We start from the raw sequence: 19922 nt of genomic DNA, 5'->3' as shown, positions 1-19922 counted from the left end.
TGTCAGTAAATTGTCACCGTCGCCTCTCCTGAAATCCGCTACACTAGAGATAACCATGAAGTTTAGAAGGCAGGGGAGCGTATGGGTTTTTTAATGACCACACTTGCACTACTTGTTTGTATCGCTGTGATTGTTGGCTGCATTGTCGGAGTTGTCGTGACGATGAAAAGCAAAAATGATGACCATTCAACGCATTAAAAAAGCACACTCTGACACGGTGCTTGTGCTCAGTGTCAGAGCGCAGGTGGAAAGTGGCTCAGATAAAAACGCTTGCATTATTAAGCTCAGTCGTCATACGGGCAAAGAGCACTGGTCACGACCAAGCCACGTCGAAAGAGCGGTTGAGTGTAAATTACTCTAAAATAATGTTTGAATTGCTATACATTGTCCAAAGACGATTCACCCCCTACTTCACACGCTTGAAGTGGGGGTTCTCGCCTTCAATATCACCATACATCGCCCTGACTGAGCCGAGAATATTAGTTCCACATTCACAATGATCCGATCCAGCCTGCTCGCTCCAACATTCTATGCAGAATAGCGGTCATTTCTTCTCTTGTGACCGAATCTCTAGGACGCACTGTACCCGTTGTATCCCCCAACAAAATGCCATGCTTGTATACTTCAGCTAAAGCAACCTCAGCCCATGGAGCAATCTCGGCATGATCGGACCAGCGGGACAAGTGATTCTCCACTTCTGCGCCGCTAAGCTCCAACGATTCACCAATCATTCGTTGCACTCGATTTAGAATCACGGCGGCTTCCTGGCGGCTCAGCGTATCATTCGGACGGAAACTTCCGTCTGGATCACCCACCATCAGCGACTTTTCTCCCACCGCTTCTAAAGCTTCTTGGTACCAAACATCCTCACTCAATTGAGAATAACTTCCAATAACCCCCAATGACCGCGCGATCATCGCTGCCACCTCCGCACGTGTAACGTCACGCTTCGGATCAAACTTCATATCCGTCACACCGTCTACAATGAGGCGGGCAGCCATGTCCTCCACCACGTCTTCACTCCAACGCTGTTCGACATCACGAAACACAGGTGAATAGCTGATCAGTCCATAGATACCGGGCTCGCGAGCGCGAAAAACTGCCTGTTTTTTCGTCTCGTCTGTTACGGTCGGCACGCCATCCACATCATCCATTCCATTGAGTCTTACCGCCGTACTAATACTGTGAATGTCCTCCTGATGGATTGAAATTTTCGAATACCCATCCCACGGACGAATGGTCTCGATTTTTTCGCCATCCGTTGCCGTTACGAGCACCTCTATCGGCGGACCTATTCGTTCGCCCGGCAAAGCGGTGAGGGCGGATTGCAGTGCCTGCCGGTCCTCGCTCGACGCTCGACTCAATTGAATTCCTAACATGAAATCCGTTGGGTCATATCCTTTTTCATGCAAAGAATCGATGCGTAGGTTGAATGCAGCGTAGTTTAATTCCAACTCTCCTAGAGAGTTTCCAAGAGCTAAATCCACTTTGTGTTCCCCCAACCATTCTGCCAAGGCATACGAGCTTTCCAAACGAAGCCCATCGACATCATCCCAAGGCGCTCCATCCATGTTTTCCCACAACCAACTGTCCGTCGACAAGTCAATTTTGGGAGACGTGGAAGCTTCTAGGCGTTTCTTTAATTTATCTTCATCTGTCAAAGAGATCACTAGCAACAAACGCCCATCATCCGTCTTTACTTGTTTCATTTCTGCCAACCCACGATCTGCCTTCCCATTGACCTTTAGATCAATAGACCATTGATTTGTTTGCGATTTTCTCTCGTCGTCCTCCTTCTCATCCTCTTCTTCCGACGAACGGTTAGGTCTTGAGTCAGCCAAAACTGTTAACGCAAACGTTTTCTTGGCCGCAAACGCTTCTTTGGTTAATGTTGCGGTCAACGTTACTTTCGCATTCTCCGCTGTATAGTGCGGGCGATCTACGGTACCATCAGACGCAATCACTGCTTCGTTATTACTTTCCCACTTGACGGTTGTCCCGTGCAAGCCCTGCTTGACCAACGTAACTTCCTTCGTCACGCTACCCGCTGAGTCTCCAGGAACATAACCGATTGCCAGGGCGTTCAAGGCTTCCGCGAATGCTTCTTCTTCCGTCTGAACCGCTCTAACCACCGTTAACTCAAACGTTTTCTTGGCCGCAAACGCTCCTTTGGTTAACGTTGCGGTCAGCGTTACTTTCGCATTCTCAGCTGTATAGTGCGGGCGCGTCACCTTACCATCAGACGCAATCGCTGCTTCGTTATTACTTTCCCACTTGACCGTTGTCCCGTGCAGGCCCTGCTCGACCAACGTAACATCACTCGTCACGCTGTCCGCTTCGTCTCCCGTGGCATAACCGATTGCCAGGGCGTTCAGGGCTTCCGTGAATGCTTCTTCTTCCGTCTGAACCGCTCTAACCACCGTTAACTCAAACGTTTTCTTGGCCGCAAACGCTCCTTTGGTTAACGTTGCGGTCAGCGTTACCTTCGCATTTTCCGCTGTATAATGCGGGCGCGTCACCTTACCATCAGACGCAATCGCTGCTTCGTTATTACTTTCCCACTTGACCGTTGTTCCATGTAAACCCTGCTCAATCAACGTAACATCACTCGTCACGCTGCTCGCTTCGTCTCCCGTGGCATAACCGATTGCCAGGGCGTTCAGGGCTTCCGTGAATGCTTCTTCTTCCGTCTGAACCGCTCTAACCACCGTTAACTCAAACGTCTTCTTGGCCGCAAACGCTCCTTTGGTTAACGTTGCGGTCAGCGTTACCTTCGCATTTTCCGCTGTATAATGCGGGCGCGTCACCTTACCATCAGACGCAATCGCTGCTTCGTTATTACTTTCCCACTTGACCGTTGTTCCATGTAAACCCTGCTCGACCAACGTAACATCACTCGTCACGCTGTCCGCTTCGTCTCCCGTGGCATAACCGATTGCCAGGGCGTTCATGGCTTCCGTGAATGCTTCTTCTTCCGTCTGAACCGCTCTAACCACCGTTAACTCAAACGTTTTCTTGGCCGCAAACGCTCCTTTGGTTAACGTTGCGGTCAGCGTTACCTTCGCATTTTCCGCTGTATAATGCGGGCGTGTCACCTTACCATCAGACGCAATTACTGCTTCGTTATTACTTTCCCACTTGACCGTTGTCCCATGTAAACCCTGCTCGGCCAACGTAACATCACTCGTCACGCTGCTCGCTTCGTCTCCCGTGGCATAACCGATTGCCAGGGCGTTCAGGGCTTCCGTAAATGCTTCTTCTTCCGTCTGAACCGCTCTAACCACCGTTAACTCAAACGTTTTCTTGGCCGCAAACGCTCCTTTGGTTAACGTTGCGGTCAGCGTTACTTTCGCATTCTCCGCTGTATAATGCGGGCGGCTTACTGTACCATCGGACGCAATCAATGCTTCGTTACTGCTTTCCCACTCAACCGTTGTCCCATGTAAACCCTGCTCGGCCAACGTAACATCACTCGTCACGCTGCTCGCTTCGTCTCCCGCGGAATAGACGATTGCCAGAGCGTTCAAGGCTTCCGACAAAGTCTCTTCATCTGTCGGCTCCTCTCGCAGTACGGTCAAAAGAAACGTCCTTGTCCCTTTCGCTGGCCCTTCCATAATCGTTGCGGTCAGCGTTACATCTATATTTCCTGTCGTATGATCCGGACGGTTAACCGTCCCGTCAGAAGCAATCACTTCCTCATTGCTGCTCGACCAAATCACAACCTCGGCGTTTACTCGCTCTGGCAAACCTACGTCCTGCGTCACATGGTTTGCATCGTCACCAGGCGCATACGCGATAGTGATAGAATCAAACGCATCTTCAAACGCGCCAAACGTTATTCCATGAAGCTTTGCATAAGCTTTAACTGTAGATTCTTCATGTCCATAAATAACCAAATTTGTTAATTGGTAAAATGCTCTTTCATGTATTTTAATCTTCAACGCATGTATAATAACTTCTGATAATGGATTTGATGAAAAAGCACCTTCTCCAATAGTTTCAACACTTTTCGGAATGGTCACACTTGTCAGTTGATTATTTATAAAAGAAGCACTTCCAATACTCTTGACGCTATCCGGGATGATCACACTTGTCAACTGGTTGCCGGCGAAAACTGCCTCTCCAATAGCCTCGACACTTTCCGAGAGGGTCACGCTTGTCAGTTGATTGCTAGTAAAAGCATAATTTCCAATACGCTCGACGCTATTCGGGAAAGTCACACTTGTCAATTGGTTACCTTGAAAAGATCCCTCTCCAATACTCTTGATGCTGTCTGGGAAGGTCACACTTGTCAGTTGGTTACGTTGGAAAGCTGCCTGTCCAATACTCACGATGCTATCTGGGAGGGTCACACTTGTCAGTTGGTTCTCTGCGAAAGCTGTCTTTTCAATACTCACGACGCTATCTGGGAGGGTCACACTTGTCAGTTCGTTGTAAGAAAAAGCATCTTCCCCAATACTTGTGACGTCCTTTCCACCCAATTGATGAGGAATGGTGACTTCACTTTCCGTCCCAACATAGTCGGTGATGGTGATTGTGCCATCACCATTGTCTCTATATTCAAAAATTTCTTCTTCTGCAGCTAGAGACGGACGATAAGCGGTCAGTACAAGGGTCATGGTGAGAAACAATAGAAAAGTCTTTCTGATGAATGAAAATTGAGAGAACATGGTTGACTCCTTTTTTGTTTTATTATTTTTTTAAGCAATTCCTTTGGACAGGAGGCAGCGCGTAAAGAAACGTTGGCTCCTAACCACCAGCGGTCCTTTGTAAGCCGCATAGCGCGTGGCACACGGCAGAAAAGTGTTCTTAGCTAAAAGGAAGCCTCTTGAGATCTAGCTGTATGGATTGAAATCAAGCCGTAAAAATGGCTATCTTAAAAGATTAAAAATTCAAATAATTTTGTTGATGTGAAATAAGCGTGTGTAAATAGGCCCGTCACCTTTCCAGCTTAGGGAATTGAATAGAAATTATGATGCATTGAAAACTTTTCTTAGTTCATTTTTCACATTATCAGAATTCCGACCTTGGAACAATTAAGTTTATCTTAAATTGCAAACTTGCTTTATTGAGGTGATGGAGATGGATGGATTTAAACGAAGAGATAAACAAAAAAATTGATATAATAGAGTTGGCTTTGAATTTATTCGTTGAACACAGCATTAAATAGATTACTGTCGAGGAGATTGCTGATCAGGCGCATGTTTCATGCATGTTTCGAAAGTCACGATAGTCAACTATTATTCAAACATAGCAAACCTGCAGCTCCGCATCTTACTACTGAAAAAAGTCTATGAGGAACTGTCGTCCATCTTTTATAACGGTGTAACTCGAGGCAAAAAGGGGCGCCAATCTGAATAGGAATGTGAGAGCTCGCCCCATCCACAATACGATCATAAAGCTTCGAAATGCACCACTCTTATTTCTTGCCATTGAGGGTCGCACACCGAGACCATTTGGTCGTAGTCAATCTATCTCTTGTTTAGACATTTGATCGCTCACTCATTCTTTCAAAGTACCTGTTGAATAAGGTTCACCTAAGCCTCCCATTGCTGAAACGCAAAGTCCTACTTCACAAACGTCGTCGATTCTCGTAGCATGAGGTTTCCTTGAAGCACCACCTTTTCGAAAGGCGATTCTGGGCTTTGGTATCGACGAATCAGCATGTCCACTGCTCGCTTTCCAAGCTCGTCGGTATAGGATTGGACCGTCGTCAGTGTTGGGTCAGACTCATAGGACTTTTCGATATTATCAAAGCCGGTCACAGACACATCACCAGGAACCGTAATGTTCACCTGCTTTAAATCCCTCAGCACACGCTCCGCAATTGAATCATTTGCACATACAAAGGCTGTTGGGAGAGTGCCGTCATTTCGTCGCTCAACAAGCATAGGAATGCTGAGTTGCCGATCAAAGCTCTGGTGTTCATCCTCGCCCCCAGCTAATTCGGTCGTACTCGTTGCTTTTAAGTCGTGTGCCTCCATAGCAGATCGGTATCCGAGGTATCGGTCGTAGAAGCTTGGTGCATAGTTTATATTTCCAACAAACTCAATCGCGCTGTGCCCAAGCCCAAGCAAATGATTCGTCAGCCTTAGCGTGCCTTCGAAATTGTTGTTGAACACGGTATCACATGGGTAGGTCCGATCCTCATGATCGATGAGCACCAAACAATAGTCCTCGCGATAGACATCTAACAAAATAGATGAGGGAATACTCCCAATGCCAATCACACCGAAAAACGCATCGCGGTTAAACGAATCGGTCAACTGCCCGACATAGGGATCCGTAATGATGACAAACCCATAGCCGAACTCTTCAAGACGTTGGCTCACCCCATCCAGCATTGGCCCCCAAAAGGAATGCTCCTTTGATCTCGAACGTGTTGTAGGCATCAGAATTAAAACAGATAGCTTGTTCGCTGTCTTCGTGCTCGTCAGCACCGTGGCATCCATTCCAGGGGCTTGATTTTGAGTAAAATAGCCTAGGACAGACGCTGCCTGCAGGACCTTCTGCTTCGTTGGTCCGCTTACACCATCCTTCCCTCCAAGTGTACGGGAGACGACATACTTCGATACGCCAACGTAATTTGCAATTTGCTGCATAGTGACTTTTTTCGCCATAACTTTCCCCCAACTATCATCCAGCAATGATTCATTTGCCCCAGTATAGCATACCCCTCTAGCGCTCTTTTCAGGTTCGCACCCGTTTAAAAGAGGGCCGACGCAGTCAGCCCTCCTACACGCAAAGTTCCTTATTCGATGCCCAGTTCTGCTCGCATTTTGTCTGCCAGCTCTGGCAATGCTTCCGCTGGTGTTACTTTCCCAGCCATAATTTGGTCCATCACCGGTTGAATCATATTTTCAACCTCTGCCTGCTTTACAAACAATGGAGGCAAAACTGTGTTTTCTTCCATCGCTATGTGAACAGCCTCCACATTATCTGGGGCATACGTTCCGTTAGAGAAATTCTCCTGAGCACGCGGGACGGTTGGGTACGCGCCGACAATGTCAGATTGTATGTCTTGACCGCCGCCATGAGTGAGCCACTTCAACAGCGTCCATGCCGCTTCAGGATTTTCTGTATCTGCTCCAATAGAGACAGGAAGTCCTAGCAATTCCGACTTGTTGCCAGCTTGACCTGCTGGCACCTCTTGAATGTCCCAAGCGAATTTTCCTTCTTCGTCATACGCTCTCCAATTCCACGGGCCTGCAAAAGCCATCGCAGCCTTTCCGGCGAGGAACAGGTCCCCCATTCCTTGATTTTCGGTTGGTGTTGGTGCTACACCATGCTCTAGACTAAGATCCGCCACCCATTCAATCGCTTCGATCGCTTCTGGAGAATCAATCAACACCTCAGTGCCATCTCGGTTAAATGGAACGGTTCCATTCTGATAGAGAGCTTCCTTCCAATAATAGCTTGAGAAGCCGTACTGGCTCGTGCGGTCGCCTTCTTCAATCGTAAGCTGCTGTGCTTTTTCAAGCAAATCATCCCATGTCCAATCAGCTTGAGGGTACTCTACACCAGCTGCATCAAACATGTCTTTATTGTATACAATGTGGTGGGTAATAATATCACGCGGCAAGGCATATTGCGTATCATCGTATTGGCCCATTTCAAACGCTTTTGGCAACCAATCGTCAGCTGTTAACCCTTCCTCTTCAAGCATCGGTCCGAGGTCCATAAACATGCCTTTTTCAGCAAACTCAGCAAAGTAGATCGGCTGCATCCAGATCACATCAGGTTGATCTCCACCTGCTGTCATCGACACAAACTTTTCCATTACCTTGTCATACGGGGCACTGACAAGATCCACATTGATCTCAGGATGATCCTCCATAAATTGCGCATAAATTTCTTCCTCGCCCTTCAGCTCAGCGGGTCCATTGCCCCAAACTAGCACACGTAAGTTGACCTTGCCATCTCCGCTTCCTCCATCGCCTCCACTTGTTCCGCTGCTACACCCTGTAGCGACGAGCAGCAGTACGAACACGGCAACGAGCAGCTTTTTCCATGAATGTCTCATTTGAAAATCCCCCTTTTTTATCCTTTAATTCCCGATGTAGCAATGCCTTCAATAAAGTATTTTTGGGCAAAGAAAAACACAATCACAAGCGGCATAATGACCATCGTACTCGCTGCCATCATCGGCCCCCAAAGCATCGTTAATTGCCCCTTAAACATTTGCAAGCCCAATGCGAGAGTAAAATTCTCTTGATCATTCAAATAGATTAACGGGTTCAAGAAGTCGTTCCATGTCCACATAAAGCTTAAAATCGCGACTGTAATGAGCGCCGGAACCGACAGTGGCAAAATGATTCGAAAAAATCGTCCCAGAATACTACAGCCATCGATGGTAGCTGCTTCTTCGAGCTCCTTCGGCACCGTCTTAAAAAACTGCCGCAGAAGGAAAATGAAAAACGGATTGCCGAAAAAAGCAGGGACGATGAGCGGCATAAACGTATTTACCCAATCCAACTGTGCAAAAATCAAATACGTCGGAATCATGGTCACCTGTGGCGGCAGCATCATCGTGGCAAGCAAGACAGCAAACCAAACATTCCTGCCTTTGCCTTTAATACGGGCAAAGCCATAGGCGACAATAGAGCAGGAAAGCAGAGTGCCCAACACCGTCAGCGATGTCACGATAATCGTGTTCATATAAAAACGGGTGAAATCGACAATCTCAAACACTTCTCTATAATTGGTCCAATCAAACACCTCTGGCAAAAGAGTAGGCGGATAGGTGATCGCATCTGCCTCGTGCTTTAACGAGGTTGAGATTAGCCATACAAACGGCAAAATGAACAGTACTGACCAAAATAGAAGCAGGGCGTATGAGGCCAGGCGATCCGCACGTTTTGATTTCGTAATACTCCGATGTTTTACTTTGACCTGCGGGTTTGTCACCGCTTTCATTCTCATCTTCTCCCTCCCTCTTTAATCATCAAATTCGTAGTACACCTTGCGACCAAAAAACTTGAATTGCAGCAACGTAAACACGAGGATGATCAAAAACAATACCCATGCCAGTGCTGAGGCGTAGCCCATTTCAAAATATTGAAATGCATTCTGATACAAGTAATGAACGTAAAACAATGAGGCATAATTCGGACCACCTTCACTCATGACATATGCCTGCGTAAACACCTGGAACGAGCCGATAATGCCCATGATAAGATTGAAGAAAATGACGTGTGATGTCATTGGAATGGTCACGTTAACGAGCTTTGCCCAACGCCCAGCCCCATCAATCTCAGCCGATTCATACATCGACTTTGGTACCCCTTGCAGACCAGCCAAATAAATGACCATGCCTCCCCCAACACCCCATAAGCCCATAATGATTAAAGCCGGCTTTACCATCGTCTCACTCATGATCCAATCAGAGGTCGGCAAGTGAAGCGATGACAGCATGGCATTTGCTAGACCAAACTCCGGCTGAAAAATGAGCATCCACAACAGGGAGCTTGCCACAGCCGGTACGAGCGACGGCAAATAAAAAATCGTGCGAAACACACTCATAAACCGGACCTTTGTATTCAACAACACCGCAAGTAGATAGCCAAAAACCAAGCTTAATGGAACACTCAAGCCTGTGAAATACACCGTGTTCCAGATCGATTTCCAAAACAACGGGTCTTGAAGAAGCTCCTTAAAATTTCCGACGCCAATCCATTCTGCTCCGCCAATGATGTCCCATTCTGTAAAAGACATGAATAGAGAAAATACCATCGGTCCCGCGCCGAAGACGAGAAAGCCTATGAGCCACGGAGAGATAAACAAGTAAAACAATAACGTGCTCCTGCTCTGCTTCATTCTTTTGCCTCCTTTTGAAAACGTATACATAAAATTGCAGTTTCTTACGCGTTCTGATTCCTTTTTACTCATTTTTTGTTATTTTTGTTATTATCTTAGTTATCATTATATGCCTATTGTTTTCTATGTCAACAATATTCAGAACATTAATTTCGTTCATTTTCGCTGTTTTTCGACATATTAATTGATAATTCGGCATGTACATCTAATGACCTCTTGTATTCCCGTCTTTCTTTATTGTTATTTTTGTTATTTAACTCAACTTCCGCACCTTACATTTGGCAGACACGTGTAGACATTACTGGGTAACCTGATACATTGTTCGAATGTTTTGGAGAGGTCTTGTTTGATAAACCCCACGCCTTAACACGCTTTCTTACTCGCTAAACGAGACAAAGAAAAAAACAATTTACGCAGAAACAAACATCAGCGTAGTCAACATACGTAGACTCCTGCGGGAACAGCGCGAGCTGAAGATCCCGCAGGAAAGCTTTGCTTTCTGAGGAAGCTGAAGCCGTGCCCGCGGAAAGCGAAGTATTTTGACGAAGCGGCCGTGTTATCTTTCACCCTACGGGTACAAGTGCAACATCGACTCGAGAAGACCTCGTCGTGTTTTCTTTGCCGCTGGAGTCCCGCTAGTGGTTGCTTTTAATAATGAGCCCATTTTTTATAATGAAGTTATTTAGGGCCTAGAGATTCGCTTAGATACTAAAAGGCGATCTTTTAAAAAATATAGCGTGGTAATCATTGGGAAATTTAAATTCCCTGACAATCCTACCATCTCACCTTGCTTCTAATCAGGCACCGCCACCGTTGAAAGTAATTTCTGCACTGCGAAAGTTGTCTAAACAATAAAAAAAGAAGCCCCTGAATCAGGCCTCCTCATGTCCTTCATCTATGCATTTTATGTCCGCTTCAGCTTTGCCTCTTTCTCGTGCTGGAGCAGCCAATCCTTTCGCGGAAGACCGCCGGCATATCCTCCTAACCCCCCGTCTGTCTGAATCACACGATGACAAGGAACCACGATCGCCAGTTGGTTGGCGCCATTCGCTCTTGCGGCCGCTCGAATCGCTGTAGGATGCTCCAATTTCGCAGCCAACCCCTTATAAGACAAAGTCGTGCCCACAGGGATTTGCTGAAGCTCACGCCATACACGTTGTTGGAATGGCGTGCCTAGTAGCCGAATGGGCGTTGAAAAAGAGAGCTTGTCTCCACGGAAGTACGCATGCAGCTCCTCTTCTATCTGCAGGATGATGGCCGTTCTTTCCGGAACAATAGCCGCTTGCAGTTTGTTGCGCAAACGCTCAATTTCCTTTTCGAGACCACGTCGATCAACAAATTCCAGCAGTAGCAGTGCCTCATCATCTGCAATCGCCAGCATTGCACCAAGGCGTGTATCAATCCAGGCACTGTAAAGCAGCTTGACGCCAGTCGATTTTGTCGGCACAGCCCCCATGATTTTCGCGAATGCATCCCGAAAACCATTGCTTGAGTCATATCCGCTCTCAAGCTGTGCATCAATAATCGCCTCACCGCTCCGAATATGCTTAAATGCCATACCCATCCTTCTAGATCGGGCGTATTCAATAAAGGTCATGCCAAATTGCTTTTTAAATTGCCGTCTCGTCGTATTGGCACTAAAAGACAACGCATCGAGGTCTTTATCCGTCCACTTTTTTTCCGGATTTTTCTCAATGGCATCAACAAGCGTCTTCACCTCGGGCGATAGCGAACTCGGAGCCGAAAGTGGACGACATCGTTTGCACGGTCGAAAGGACGCAAGCAACGCCTCTTTCGCCTGCGCAAAAAACTCACAGTTCTCCTTCTTTGGCTTTTTTGCCGGGCAAGTAGGACGACAAAAGATGCCCGTCGATTTGACCCCTACGTAAAAAACACCTTCATATGCCCGGTTTTTCTCGATCAACATTGTATAATATAAATCAATTTTCGAGGGATCTGTAATCACTCTGGCTCACCCTTCCGTTATCACAGTTTGTGCACGTTGGATAAAGTATATCGACTTACTGAAGAACTCGCACCAGCAAAATTAACATCAATTATGTAAGAATCCGTGAACAGCTTTTTTGTACGTTTACTTTTTTTGAATATTATTCTTATTTTTATTTTTCGATCTAAATTAATACAACGCTAGTGAAGTGTGTTATATTAAATAAGTCGATTCAATTAAATGTAAGAATTTCAATCATTTTCATCCCCATTTATGCGATGGGAGCTTAAAAAATCTAGATGGATTTTTGCTATGAAAATAATTGGAGGGATTTATTTGATTAGAACAGTAGGTTTTCCATTAAATTGTAAAGAAAATGAACATAGACAGGCAATGATCCTTAATGATATTGCTAAAATGAATCATAAGGATAAGTTATATATTGAAAAAGGGTATGGTGAATTTTTTGCTGTCTCAGATGAGACGTTAAGAAACGTTGGCGTCCATGTTGTTAGTAGGGAGGAGGTTTTAAAGCAAGACATTATTTGCGACCCGAAAGCCGGGGAAGCCGACTATATTGGAGACCTTCAAGATGGACAAATTGTATTTGGCTGGATTCATGCAGTACAAAATGAGAGGTTGACCAATACCTTTTTGTCAAAACGTTTGACCGGCATTGCTTGGGAAGATATGAATGAAGAAGGAAGGCATGTGTTTCTGAGAAATAATGAGATTGCTGGAGAGGCAGCGATTATGCATGCGTTTAGCTGTTATGGAAAAATGCCATATGACACAAAGGTTGCCGTTTTAGGTAGAGGAAATGTGGCACGTGGCGCATATAAAATATTAATTGGATTAGGTGCAGAGGTAACTGTATACGATAGACGGACAGAAGATTTATTTCGAAAAGAATCAGGAAAGTACGATGTGCTTGTAAATGCAATTACATGGGATGTGAGCCGCACAGATCATGTTATCTATAAAGAGGATTTAAAAACAATGAAACAAGATGCCATGATTATTGATATTAGTTGTGATGAAGGAATGGGCATTGAAACGAGCAGGCCAACAACGATTGAAAAACCGACATATTATACGGACAGTATCCTCCATTATGCGGTCGACCATACGCCAAGTATCTTTTACAAAACGGCTTCCAAATCCATTAGTGCACAGGTCGGAAAGTATTTACCTGTTATCATGTTGGGTCATGAAAAGAAGAACGATATTATACGTCCCGCAATTATCCTAGAAAACGGACGCATTTATGATCATAAAATCTTTGAGAATCAAGAACGAAGAGAGGTAAGGCCGGTCTAGCGACTCAACAGGTGCTCCCTATTCTCCACACGTTTACTACCTCCTTATCACCTAAATTTAACCTTCACTGCTAGTGACTTCTTTCGTCCGTGCCGAGCTACAAACAGAAGCTTTAATGCGTTATTTATAGACATTTTCTTCCTCTCATGGCATAGTAAAAATTAGGTTATTATCTATGAAGAGGAGCAAGCCATGGAAACGTCATTGTATGACTATATGAAGCAACGCACATGGGATCTAACCGAAGATTGGTATGCCGCACTTGATAAATCGAAGGATGGGGTTTACAGTGTGAGCGACCCGGAACAAATTAGTGCTCTGAAGGAGCAGAATCATCAGTTTCATCTTGTGTACTGCGAGCTTTTTAATACGAAGAAAGATCATTTAACTGAAAAATTCGAGGCGTGGGTTGTTGCTATTACAAGCGACCAAGCACATCTACAGACACCCATCCCCCAAATTATAGACGAATTTCTAAATGTCCAGGAACAGTACCTTCAGTTGGTACGCGAATACGCACAAACTCAGCAGGTCACGTTTGATCAATACGATGCATGGAACAAGCAGGTCACGTCTTCCTTTCAAAAGATCATTGTTGAGTTCAGTGAACGAAGCAAAGCAAACGCTGACAAGCTATATCAAGCCCAGCAAGACATTATCACAGAGCTAAGCTCACCCGTTATCTTATTAAACGCCAATATCGCCTTACTGCCGCTCGTTGGAGAAATTGACACGTATCGGTCGAAGGTCATTTTAGACTCTACATTAAACCAATGCGTCGAAAATCAAGTGGATGCGTTGTTGATTGATTTATCTGGGGTTCCCATTGTCGATACGATGGTCGCCAATCAATTGTTCCAGCTCATTGAAGCCCTGAACCTTGTTGGCACAAAAGCGTCACTATCGGGGGTTCGCCCTGAAATTGCCCAAACCTCGATTCAGTTAGGCATCAACTTTGGTAAAATTAATATCTACTCCTCCATTTCACGCGCTTTGCAGGAGTTGAATTTCTAAAGAGCTGTCCCGTAAGTCATGTTTATGGCTTTGGGACAGCTCTTTATTTGCCCCGCTTTTTTGGGCAACCAACAATTATATGACGTAGAGGTCGAAATACGAACGATCTTCAGGAAAGGACAGCACGAGCGCGTCGATGTCGTTTAACGACTTCCAGGCAACGTCATAAATAAGCCCATCTGGGTCATTGGATGTAGTTGGTGTTCCCCCAATGACCTTTACTAAGAAGTAGTGCACCTCAGCCCATTCATTCTTCTTCGTATGGAGCTTTTCAACCACCCGAACGTCATACCCTGTTTCCTCCAAAACCTCTCGGCGACAGCATTCCTCAAAGGTTTCCGTCCCTTCTTTGCCCCCTGAAGGAACCGACCATTTTTTCTCTTCCTCAGGTTTGCCCTGTAGCACCATTAAAAGATTTTTCTCGTCATCTATACAGATGGCAGCAGCTCCGTACCATTTAGCCATTGGCCCCTCCTCCCCTCTTTAATATGTTAAAATTAGCATATCACTCCTAAATTTATTAATCTATCTATGAAACTCAATGCTACCATCTCCCTGTTCGTGGCCTTCACTATATTCGTTCAGGTGTATGTTCTTTCGTTAGACAATTTTTTCGTTTTGCAGTTTTCTGATCTACCAAATGTTTTACCTTATATACTTCTTTGGATTTTCCCCATCCTGTGCTTGATCCTGTTTCACCGAGTCAAGATAACCGGAGACCGGAGGAAGAAATTTGCTTGGCTTATTTTTGTCGTCTACTCGAGTATTTTCCTGATCAATCATTTCCCAATACTGACCTACCTTTTCAATACGATTGATTGGACAATTGCATTGAACCTTTTGTTAAGGGTTAATGGTATCGGCACACTGATGATTATGAGCCTTTTGTATATAAAGCTTATCGACAAAGCGGACGAAAAGGATCAGTCATAGGATTAAATTAATCATATAAGTAAAACGCCTGAAGCTGCTACCAGCCTCAGACGTTTTTTCTCTAATATAGTAACAACAACCAGCCATACAAGCTGAGAAGTGTGATGAAGAGCACAGGAACCGTTAATACGATACCCGTTTTAAAATACGTTCCCCAGGAAATGCGAACGCCTTTCCGTGACAGGACGTGCAGCCATAACAGTGTAGCCAGTGAACCAATGGGTGTCATTTTCGGTCCCAAATCCGACCCAATCACGTTGGCATAAATCAAGGCTTCCCGTATCATTCCAGTGGTGTTTGTATCCCCAATGGCAATCGCATCAATCAACACTGTCGGTAGATTGTTCATCACTGATGAGAGAATGGCGGCCAGAAACCCCATTCCCATCGTTGCAGCAAAAACCCCGTGATCTGCTGTCGCTTCAATGACATTGGCGAGCATATCGGTTAAACCGACATTGCGAAGCCCATAAACGACGACATACATCCCGACTGAAAAAAACACGATATTCCAGGGGGCCTCCTTCAGCACTCGCTTTGTATGGACAGCTGGACTTTGTCTCGCCGCTAAAATGAAGAAAACGGCAATCACACTGGCGACAATCGATACAGGCAGATGAAGAAATTCGCTGATTAAATAGCCGATGAGCAGCAACTTTAAAACATACCATGAGATGTGGAACATCCTGACATCCTTAATGGCTTCAGCTGGTATTTTGAGTTCCCTAGCATCAAAACACTTCGGGATCTGTTTGCGGAAATAAAGATAGAGAACGAGAATGCTCGCAAGCAAAGCAAAGAAATTCGGGACAATCATTCGGGTCGCATATTCGACAAAGCCAATATGAAAATAATCAGCTGACACGATGTTGACGAGATTGCTCACAACAAGCGGCAATGAGGTCGTGTCTGCGATAAACCCACTGGCAATAATAAAAGGAAACACCATGCTCTCATTAAAATTCAATGCACGCACCATCGCTAACACAATCGGTGTCAAAATTAACGCTGCTCCATCATTCGCAAACAAAGCCGCTACGACCGCTCCTAGAATGGTCACGTAAACAAACATCAAAATGCCGTTTCCTTTGGCTGCTCTCGTCATATGGAGCGCTGCCCATTCAAAAAAACCAATTTCATCTAAAATCAAAGAAATAATAATAATAGCAATAAACGTGATGGTGGCGTTCCACACAATGCTTGTGACCTCTACTACATCAGTCAAATCCACAACACCGACGATCAACGCAATCAGTGCGCCGCCACATGCCGACCAGCCGATGTTCAAATTCCTCGGTTGCCAGATAACCATCACCAGCGTCACAATAAAGATGAAAGACGCCAATACAACTGAAATCACAATCAGTTTCCTCCTCTGGCTAACACTCCACTCGTGTCTCTCTTTCTAGCATAGTCACTTTCAACTGCGTAAGTCTTTCGTCATGAAAACGCTATTCGGATCCTCTTTATAATTTGAAAAAGGTCCACAGTACTCGAACCCAAACTGAGAATACAGTCTTCTTGCGGGCTCAAATGCAGCCATGGAGCCCGTTTCCAGACTCACTTTCCTATAGTCTCGACGCTCTGCCTCTTTAAGAATATATGAAAGTAGTCCCCGAGCCACCCCTTTTCTTAAGAAGGCATCAGACGTTCTCATGGATTTAATCTCTCCATGATGACGATCAAGTTCTTTAAGCGCCCCACAGCCTACCAAGGTATCGTCTACCCATGCACTCCAGAACGTAATCCCTGGTTGTCTAAGCGCCTCCAAGTCAAGGGCATGGATACTTTCTGGTGGTGAATGCAGCTTCATACCCTGTAAGTGAACATTTAAAAGCTCTGCAATTTCAGGACCTGTTAAATCATCAACTTTTATGTTCATTTCACACCTCAAAAGCACTAATATAAGTGACTTAAATAAATTTTCATTTCCGAGGACAATGCCCACATAAACCATGTACACTCAAGCTCTCACCAATGTCTTTACAATTGGCTCATACGCCTTTAATTCAGCTGCAAAAGAACGATCGTCGCCATTTGCAAAAATAGCCGCCACAGCTAATCTAAAAATCAGCGCCCTAGTGATCATTTCTTTGGAATGGTTGTTTTCAGGCAACAGATGCATGGCTTGAAGTGAGCTGCCCTGCCAGGCGATACAATCACATAGTAAAATGGACTCCCCATATGCAGCCGGCGCGATGGTCGGGGAGAAGTCGATAACCACTGGGGGCAGGGTTTGATGAAAAAGGATATTGCCTGCCAGATCTCCATGGATGAGCTGTGTTTCATAATCGGGATGTCGCGTGATGCTGGTGAGCAACTGATGAAGCACTTCTTTTGCGGTCGCATTTGTCTCAATAGGAATCTCCTCCTGACACCAGGCGATTCGATGTCCACGTGACCAAGGATTTTCAACTGTCGGTGCAGAGCGGTATGGGCTGCCTGCCAAATCCTTATGGAACAATCTTGCGACCTTAAGTTTGCCTTCTACATTCCCCTCCATGGGCTGTCCTTCCTCAAAGCGGGCACACGACCACCCTTGGTACACAGAAGAACCCTCTTTTGTTCGCATCGGAGTCGCAAGTCGATACCCTTTTGGCTGTAAGTCATCCAGCACGCTTGATACCCAGTCGACATAGGCAGGGTCATCTTCCACTGGCTTTAGAACAGCATTCCCCACTTTGACTGACGTGCCTTGACCTCCGGGGAGTTTTATCGCATCCCCGTCAAGTTGAAAAGCCTCCAAGACATTTCTAGGAATCATTCGTTTCCACCTCTCGTTGTTTAGCGGTAGGTTTTTGGCAGTGTAAAACCTCGTCCGACGATATCAGAAGCATTCAAGAAAATCACGAATGAGTCTGTGTCACTATGCTGAATTAAGCTTTTCAGATACACCGCTTCCGATTGCTCAACGACGCTAAACAACAGGGCTTTCCTTTCGCTAGAGAACCCGCCTTCAGACCATACCTTCGTAAAGCCTCGATCAAGCTCATTTCGAATCAGATCCGTTACCTGCTGCTCCTTTTCCGTCACAATCAGCACGAGCTTTGAAGACGATGTGCGTAATTGAACGAGATCAATGATTTTACTGCCAATGAAAATGGCGATCATGGCATACAACGCGCGCTCCAGATCAAACACAATCATCGCAAAGACGACGATGACGCCATCGATAAGCAACTGAGCAAAGCCACTGGAAAAGCCCGTGTACTTTTTGATCAGCTGACCGATAATGGTCGTGCCGCCAGTAGATCCATTGCCTCGGAAAACGAGACCTAGCGCTAGCCCTAACAAAATGCCGCCATAAATGGAAGACAGCATCGGGTCATGGACGGCGAGTGGTACGTACGAAGTGAGCCAAATAAAAAATGGCAGCAGAAACGTCGCCACAAATGTTTTAATGCTAAACTCCTTGCCAAGCAGCGCATAGCCTAAAAAGAAAATCGGGATATTCAATAGCCCTTGCACTAACGCCGGCGTCCAACCATACACGCTAAACAGCAACGTGCTAATCCCTGAAATGCCTCCAGCCGCAAGCAAAGCCGGCAGCAAAAACAAGTTATATGAAAAGCCGTAAAGCAGTGTGCCAAGAGCAATGAGTGCATATGATTTTGCTTCGTTCGGTGTGTTCATCGATGTACCTTCCTTCAATTAACGTCTCACGCTCTTCATTATAAACGAAAAGGGGGCCTTTCTATAAGGTGAAAATGAGTTGATACACAGAGGCAGCGTTAAACGATTCATAAATTACAGCGATTTAGGCTTGGGGATCACAACTGAACAGAGGAAAGTGAGACGTTCAGTTGCCATTTCGCCATCACTTTTACATGGAAATAAAGAAGGAGCAGCTCTGAAAGTCATTTTTTATGACTCTCGGAACAGCCCCTACGATTGTTTGTTTTGAAACGCTTATCATGTCTATCCATTCGCTATGCCACGTGCTAATCTGTTACAGCCCTGCCTCATATTGCAAGCGTTTTGATAGCTCTCTGAATTGTTCTTCGTCAAAGCCAGGGGCGAACTCTTCTGGAACCTCGAGCAGATCCGGAATCTCTCCGCCTTCCGGTGTCCCATCCACCACTTCTAGCTCACCCGCCGGACCAATTGGTGTAGGTCCTTTCCAGATACGATTTAAGAGGGTATAGTCGTCATCACTAAACCGGTACAGCTTTCGATGCTCCCCGAGTGACTCATATTTTTGAGCATGCGAAAACTTGGCATTGTCGAGATTCGGCACTGGCAGCATTTTCATCATGTTCACACCTGTCACTTCCTCAAGTGCCTTCGCATACGCCACGGCATGCACGCTTCCCCGCACGAGCAAATACCCAATCAGTTCGCGTGCCGTCTGATTTTCTGTCATTTCGTACACACGCATTTTATGAGTACGTGCCCCACATTCCAAATAGAAATTGTGCAGCAAGTCGTTCACCAAATTCCCACTAGAGAAGACGTTGTCACCTGTCCAAGGCTTACCAGCCGAATCCACCGGAAGGGCGTTTTGACCTCCAAGCATAAAATTGAATTTGTTGCCCATGCCAGCCACCTGCTTTAATGGGGCATCATCAGGATTCGTGCTTCCATTCCCTGTCGACCCGTCCAAACAAAGGTTAATCGTATTCGACACAAGCTCGACATGACCAAACTCCTCTGCAGTAATGCTCGCAATCAATTCATAGAAGGGACGTAGTTTCTTTTTGCTACGAAAGTTAAACGACTGAAACATATAGTTGTTCAGCGTTGACATTTCTCCGAAACGGCCACCAAGAAGCTCTTGAACGACACCGGCAGACTCAGGGTCAGGTTGTTGAAGCTTCGGCAAATCAATTTGCAGCTTGTCTATCCTTTTAAACAAAAGAGCTCACTCCCCATTCGTAAAATTATTCTTTCA

14 protein-coding genes are annotated in these 19922 nt (G+C 45.6%); 2 read left to right on the top strand and 12 right to left on the bottom strand.

From position 1 onward, the window contains the following. Positions 1-491: 491 nt before the first annotated feature. The 6 genes from EV213_RS07440 to EV213_RS07415 form a co-directional block, all read right to left on the bottom strand. On the bottom strand, positions 492-4670 hold the full coding sequence (locus tag EV213_RS07440) for an immunoglobulin-like domain-containing protein (protein WP_133579895.1): 4179 nt from the start codon (positions 4668-4670) through the stop codon (positions 492-494). A gap of 897 nt (positions 4671-5567) precedes the next feature. After that, positions 5568-6620, bottom strand: a complete 1053-nt coding sequence (locus tag EV213_RS07435) for a substrate-binding domain-containing protein (RefSeq protein ID WP_133579894.1) — start codon at positions 6618-6620, stop codon at positions 5568-5570. A 131-nt stretch (positions 6621-6751) separates the two neighbouring features. Then, on the bottom strand, positions 6752-8023 hold the full coding sequence (locus EV213_RS07430) for an ABC transporter substrate-binding protein (protein ID WP_133579893.1): 1272 nt from the start codon (positions 8021-8023) through the stop codon (positions 6752-6754). A gap of 17 nt (positions 8024-8040) precedes the next feature. Continuing rightward, positions 8041-8922, bottom strand: a complete 882-nt coding sequence (locus EV213_RS07425; protein WP_243740024.1) for a carbohydrate ABC transporter permease — start codon at positions 8920-8922, stop codon at positions 8041-8043. Positions 8923-8937: 15 nt separating this feature from the next. Beyond that, positions 8938-9816 carry a carbohydrate ABC transporter permease gene (locus EV213_RS07420; RefSeq protein ID WP_133579892.1) on the bottom strand — a complete coding sequence of 293 codons (879 nt, stop codon included), beginning with the start codon at positions 9814-9816 and terminating at the stop codon, positions 8938-8940. 904 nt (positions 9817-10720) lie between these two features. Next, positions 10721-11743 carry a bifunctional transcriptional activator/DNA repair enzyme AdaA gene (locus tag EV213_RS07415; RefSeq protein WP_208112731.1) on the bottom strand — a complete coding sequence of 341 codons (1023 nt, stop codon included), beginning with the start codon at positions 11741-11743 and terminating at the stop codon, positions 10721-10723. A 357-nt stretch (positions 11744-12100) separates the two neighbouring features. On the opposite strand from EV213_RS07415, the gene EV213_RS07410 reads away from it, so the two are divergent. Both EV213_RS07410 and EV213_RS07405 read left to right on the top strand, forming a co-directional pair. Continuing rightward, entirely contained in the window at positions 12101-13084 is a 984-nt protein-coding gene (locus EV213_RS07410; protein ID WP_208112725.1) for a N(5)-(carboxyethyl)ornithine synthase, read from the top strand. Positions 13085-13276: 192 nt separating this feature from the next. After that, entirely contained in the window at positions 13277-14098 is an 822-nt protein-coding gene (locus EV213_RS07405; protein WP_133579889.1) for an STAS domain-containing protein, read from the top strand. Positions 14099-14173: 75 nt separating this feature from the next. On the opposite strand, the gene EV213_RS07400 is transcribed toward EV213_RS07405, so the two are convergent. The 6 genes from EV213_RS07400 to EV213_RS07375 form a co-directional block, all read right to left on the bottom strand. Continuing rightward, the gene (locus tag EV213_RS07400; protein WP_133579888.1) at positions 14174-14563 is read right to left on the bottom strand and encodes an NUDIX domain-containing protein; all 390 of its coding nucleotides are present in this window, start codon (positions 14561-14563) and stop codon (positions 14174-14176) included. 529 nt (positions 14564-15092) lie between these two features. After that, positions 15093-16391, bottom strand: a complete 1299-nt coding sequence (locus EV213_RS07395) for an arsenic transporter (protein ID WP_133579887.1) — start codon at positions 16389-16391, stop codon at positions 15093-15095. Positions 16392-16451: 60 nt separating this feature from the next. Further along, positions 16452-16913, bottom strand: coding sequence for a GNAT family N-acetyltransferase (locus EV213_RS07390; protein ID WP_133579886.1), 462 nt, complete (start codon positions 16911-16913; stop codon positions 16452-16454). A gap of 81 nt (positions 16914-16994) precedes the next feature. Further along, complete coding sequence (locus EV213_RS07385) at positions 16995-17795, bottom strand: aminoglycoside phosphotransferase/kinase family protein (protein ID WP_133579885.1); 801 nt, start codon at positions 17793-17795, stop codon at positions 16995-16997. Positions 17796-17815: 20 nt separating this feature from the next. Beyond that, the gene (locus EV213_RS07380) at positions 17816-18664 is read right to left on the bottom strand and encodes a YitT family protein (protein ID WP_133579884.1); all 849 of its coding nucleotides are present in this window, start codon (positions 18662-18664) and stop codon (positions 17816-17818) included. Positions 18665-18980: 316 nt separating this feature from the next. Further along, positions 18981-19886, bottom strand: coding sequence for a manganese catalase family protein (locus tag EV213_RS07375; RefSeq protein ID WP_133579883.1), 906 nt, complete (start codon positions 19884-19886; stop codon positions 18981-18983). Between the last annotated feature and the right edge of the window lie 36 nt (positions 19887-19922).

The organism is Aureibacillus halotolerans (genome assembly GCF_004363045.1).
Classification (GTDB): Bacteria; Bacillota; Bacilli; order Bacillales; family DSM-28697; genus Aureibacillus; species Aureibacillus halotolerans.
This window is presented reverse-complemented; position numbering and strand designations above follow the sequence as displayed.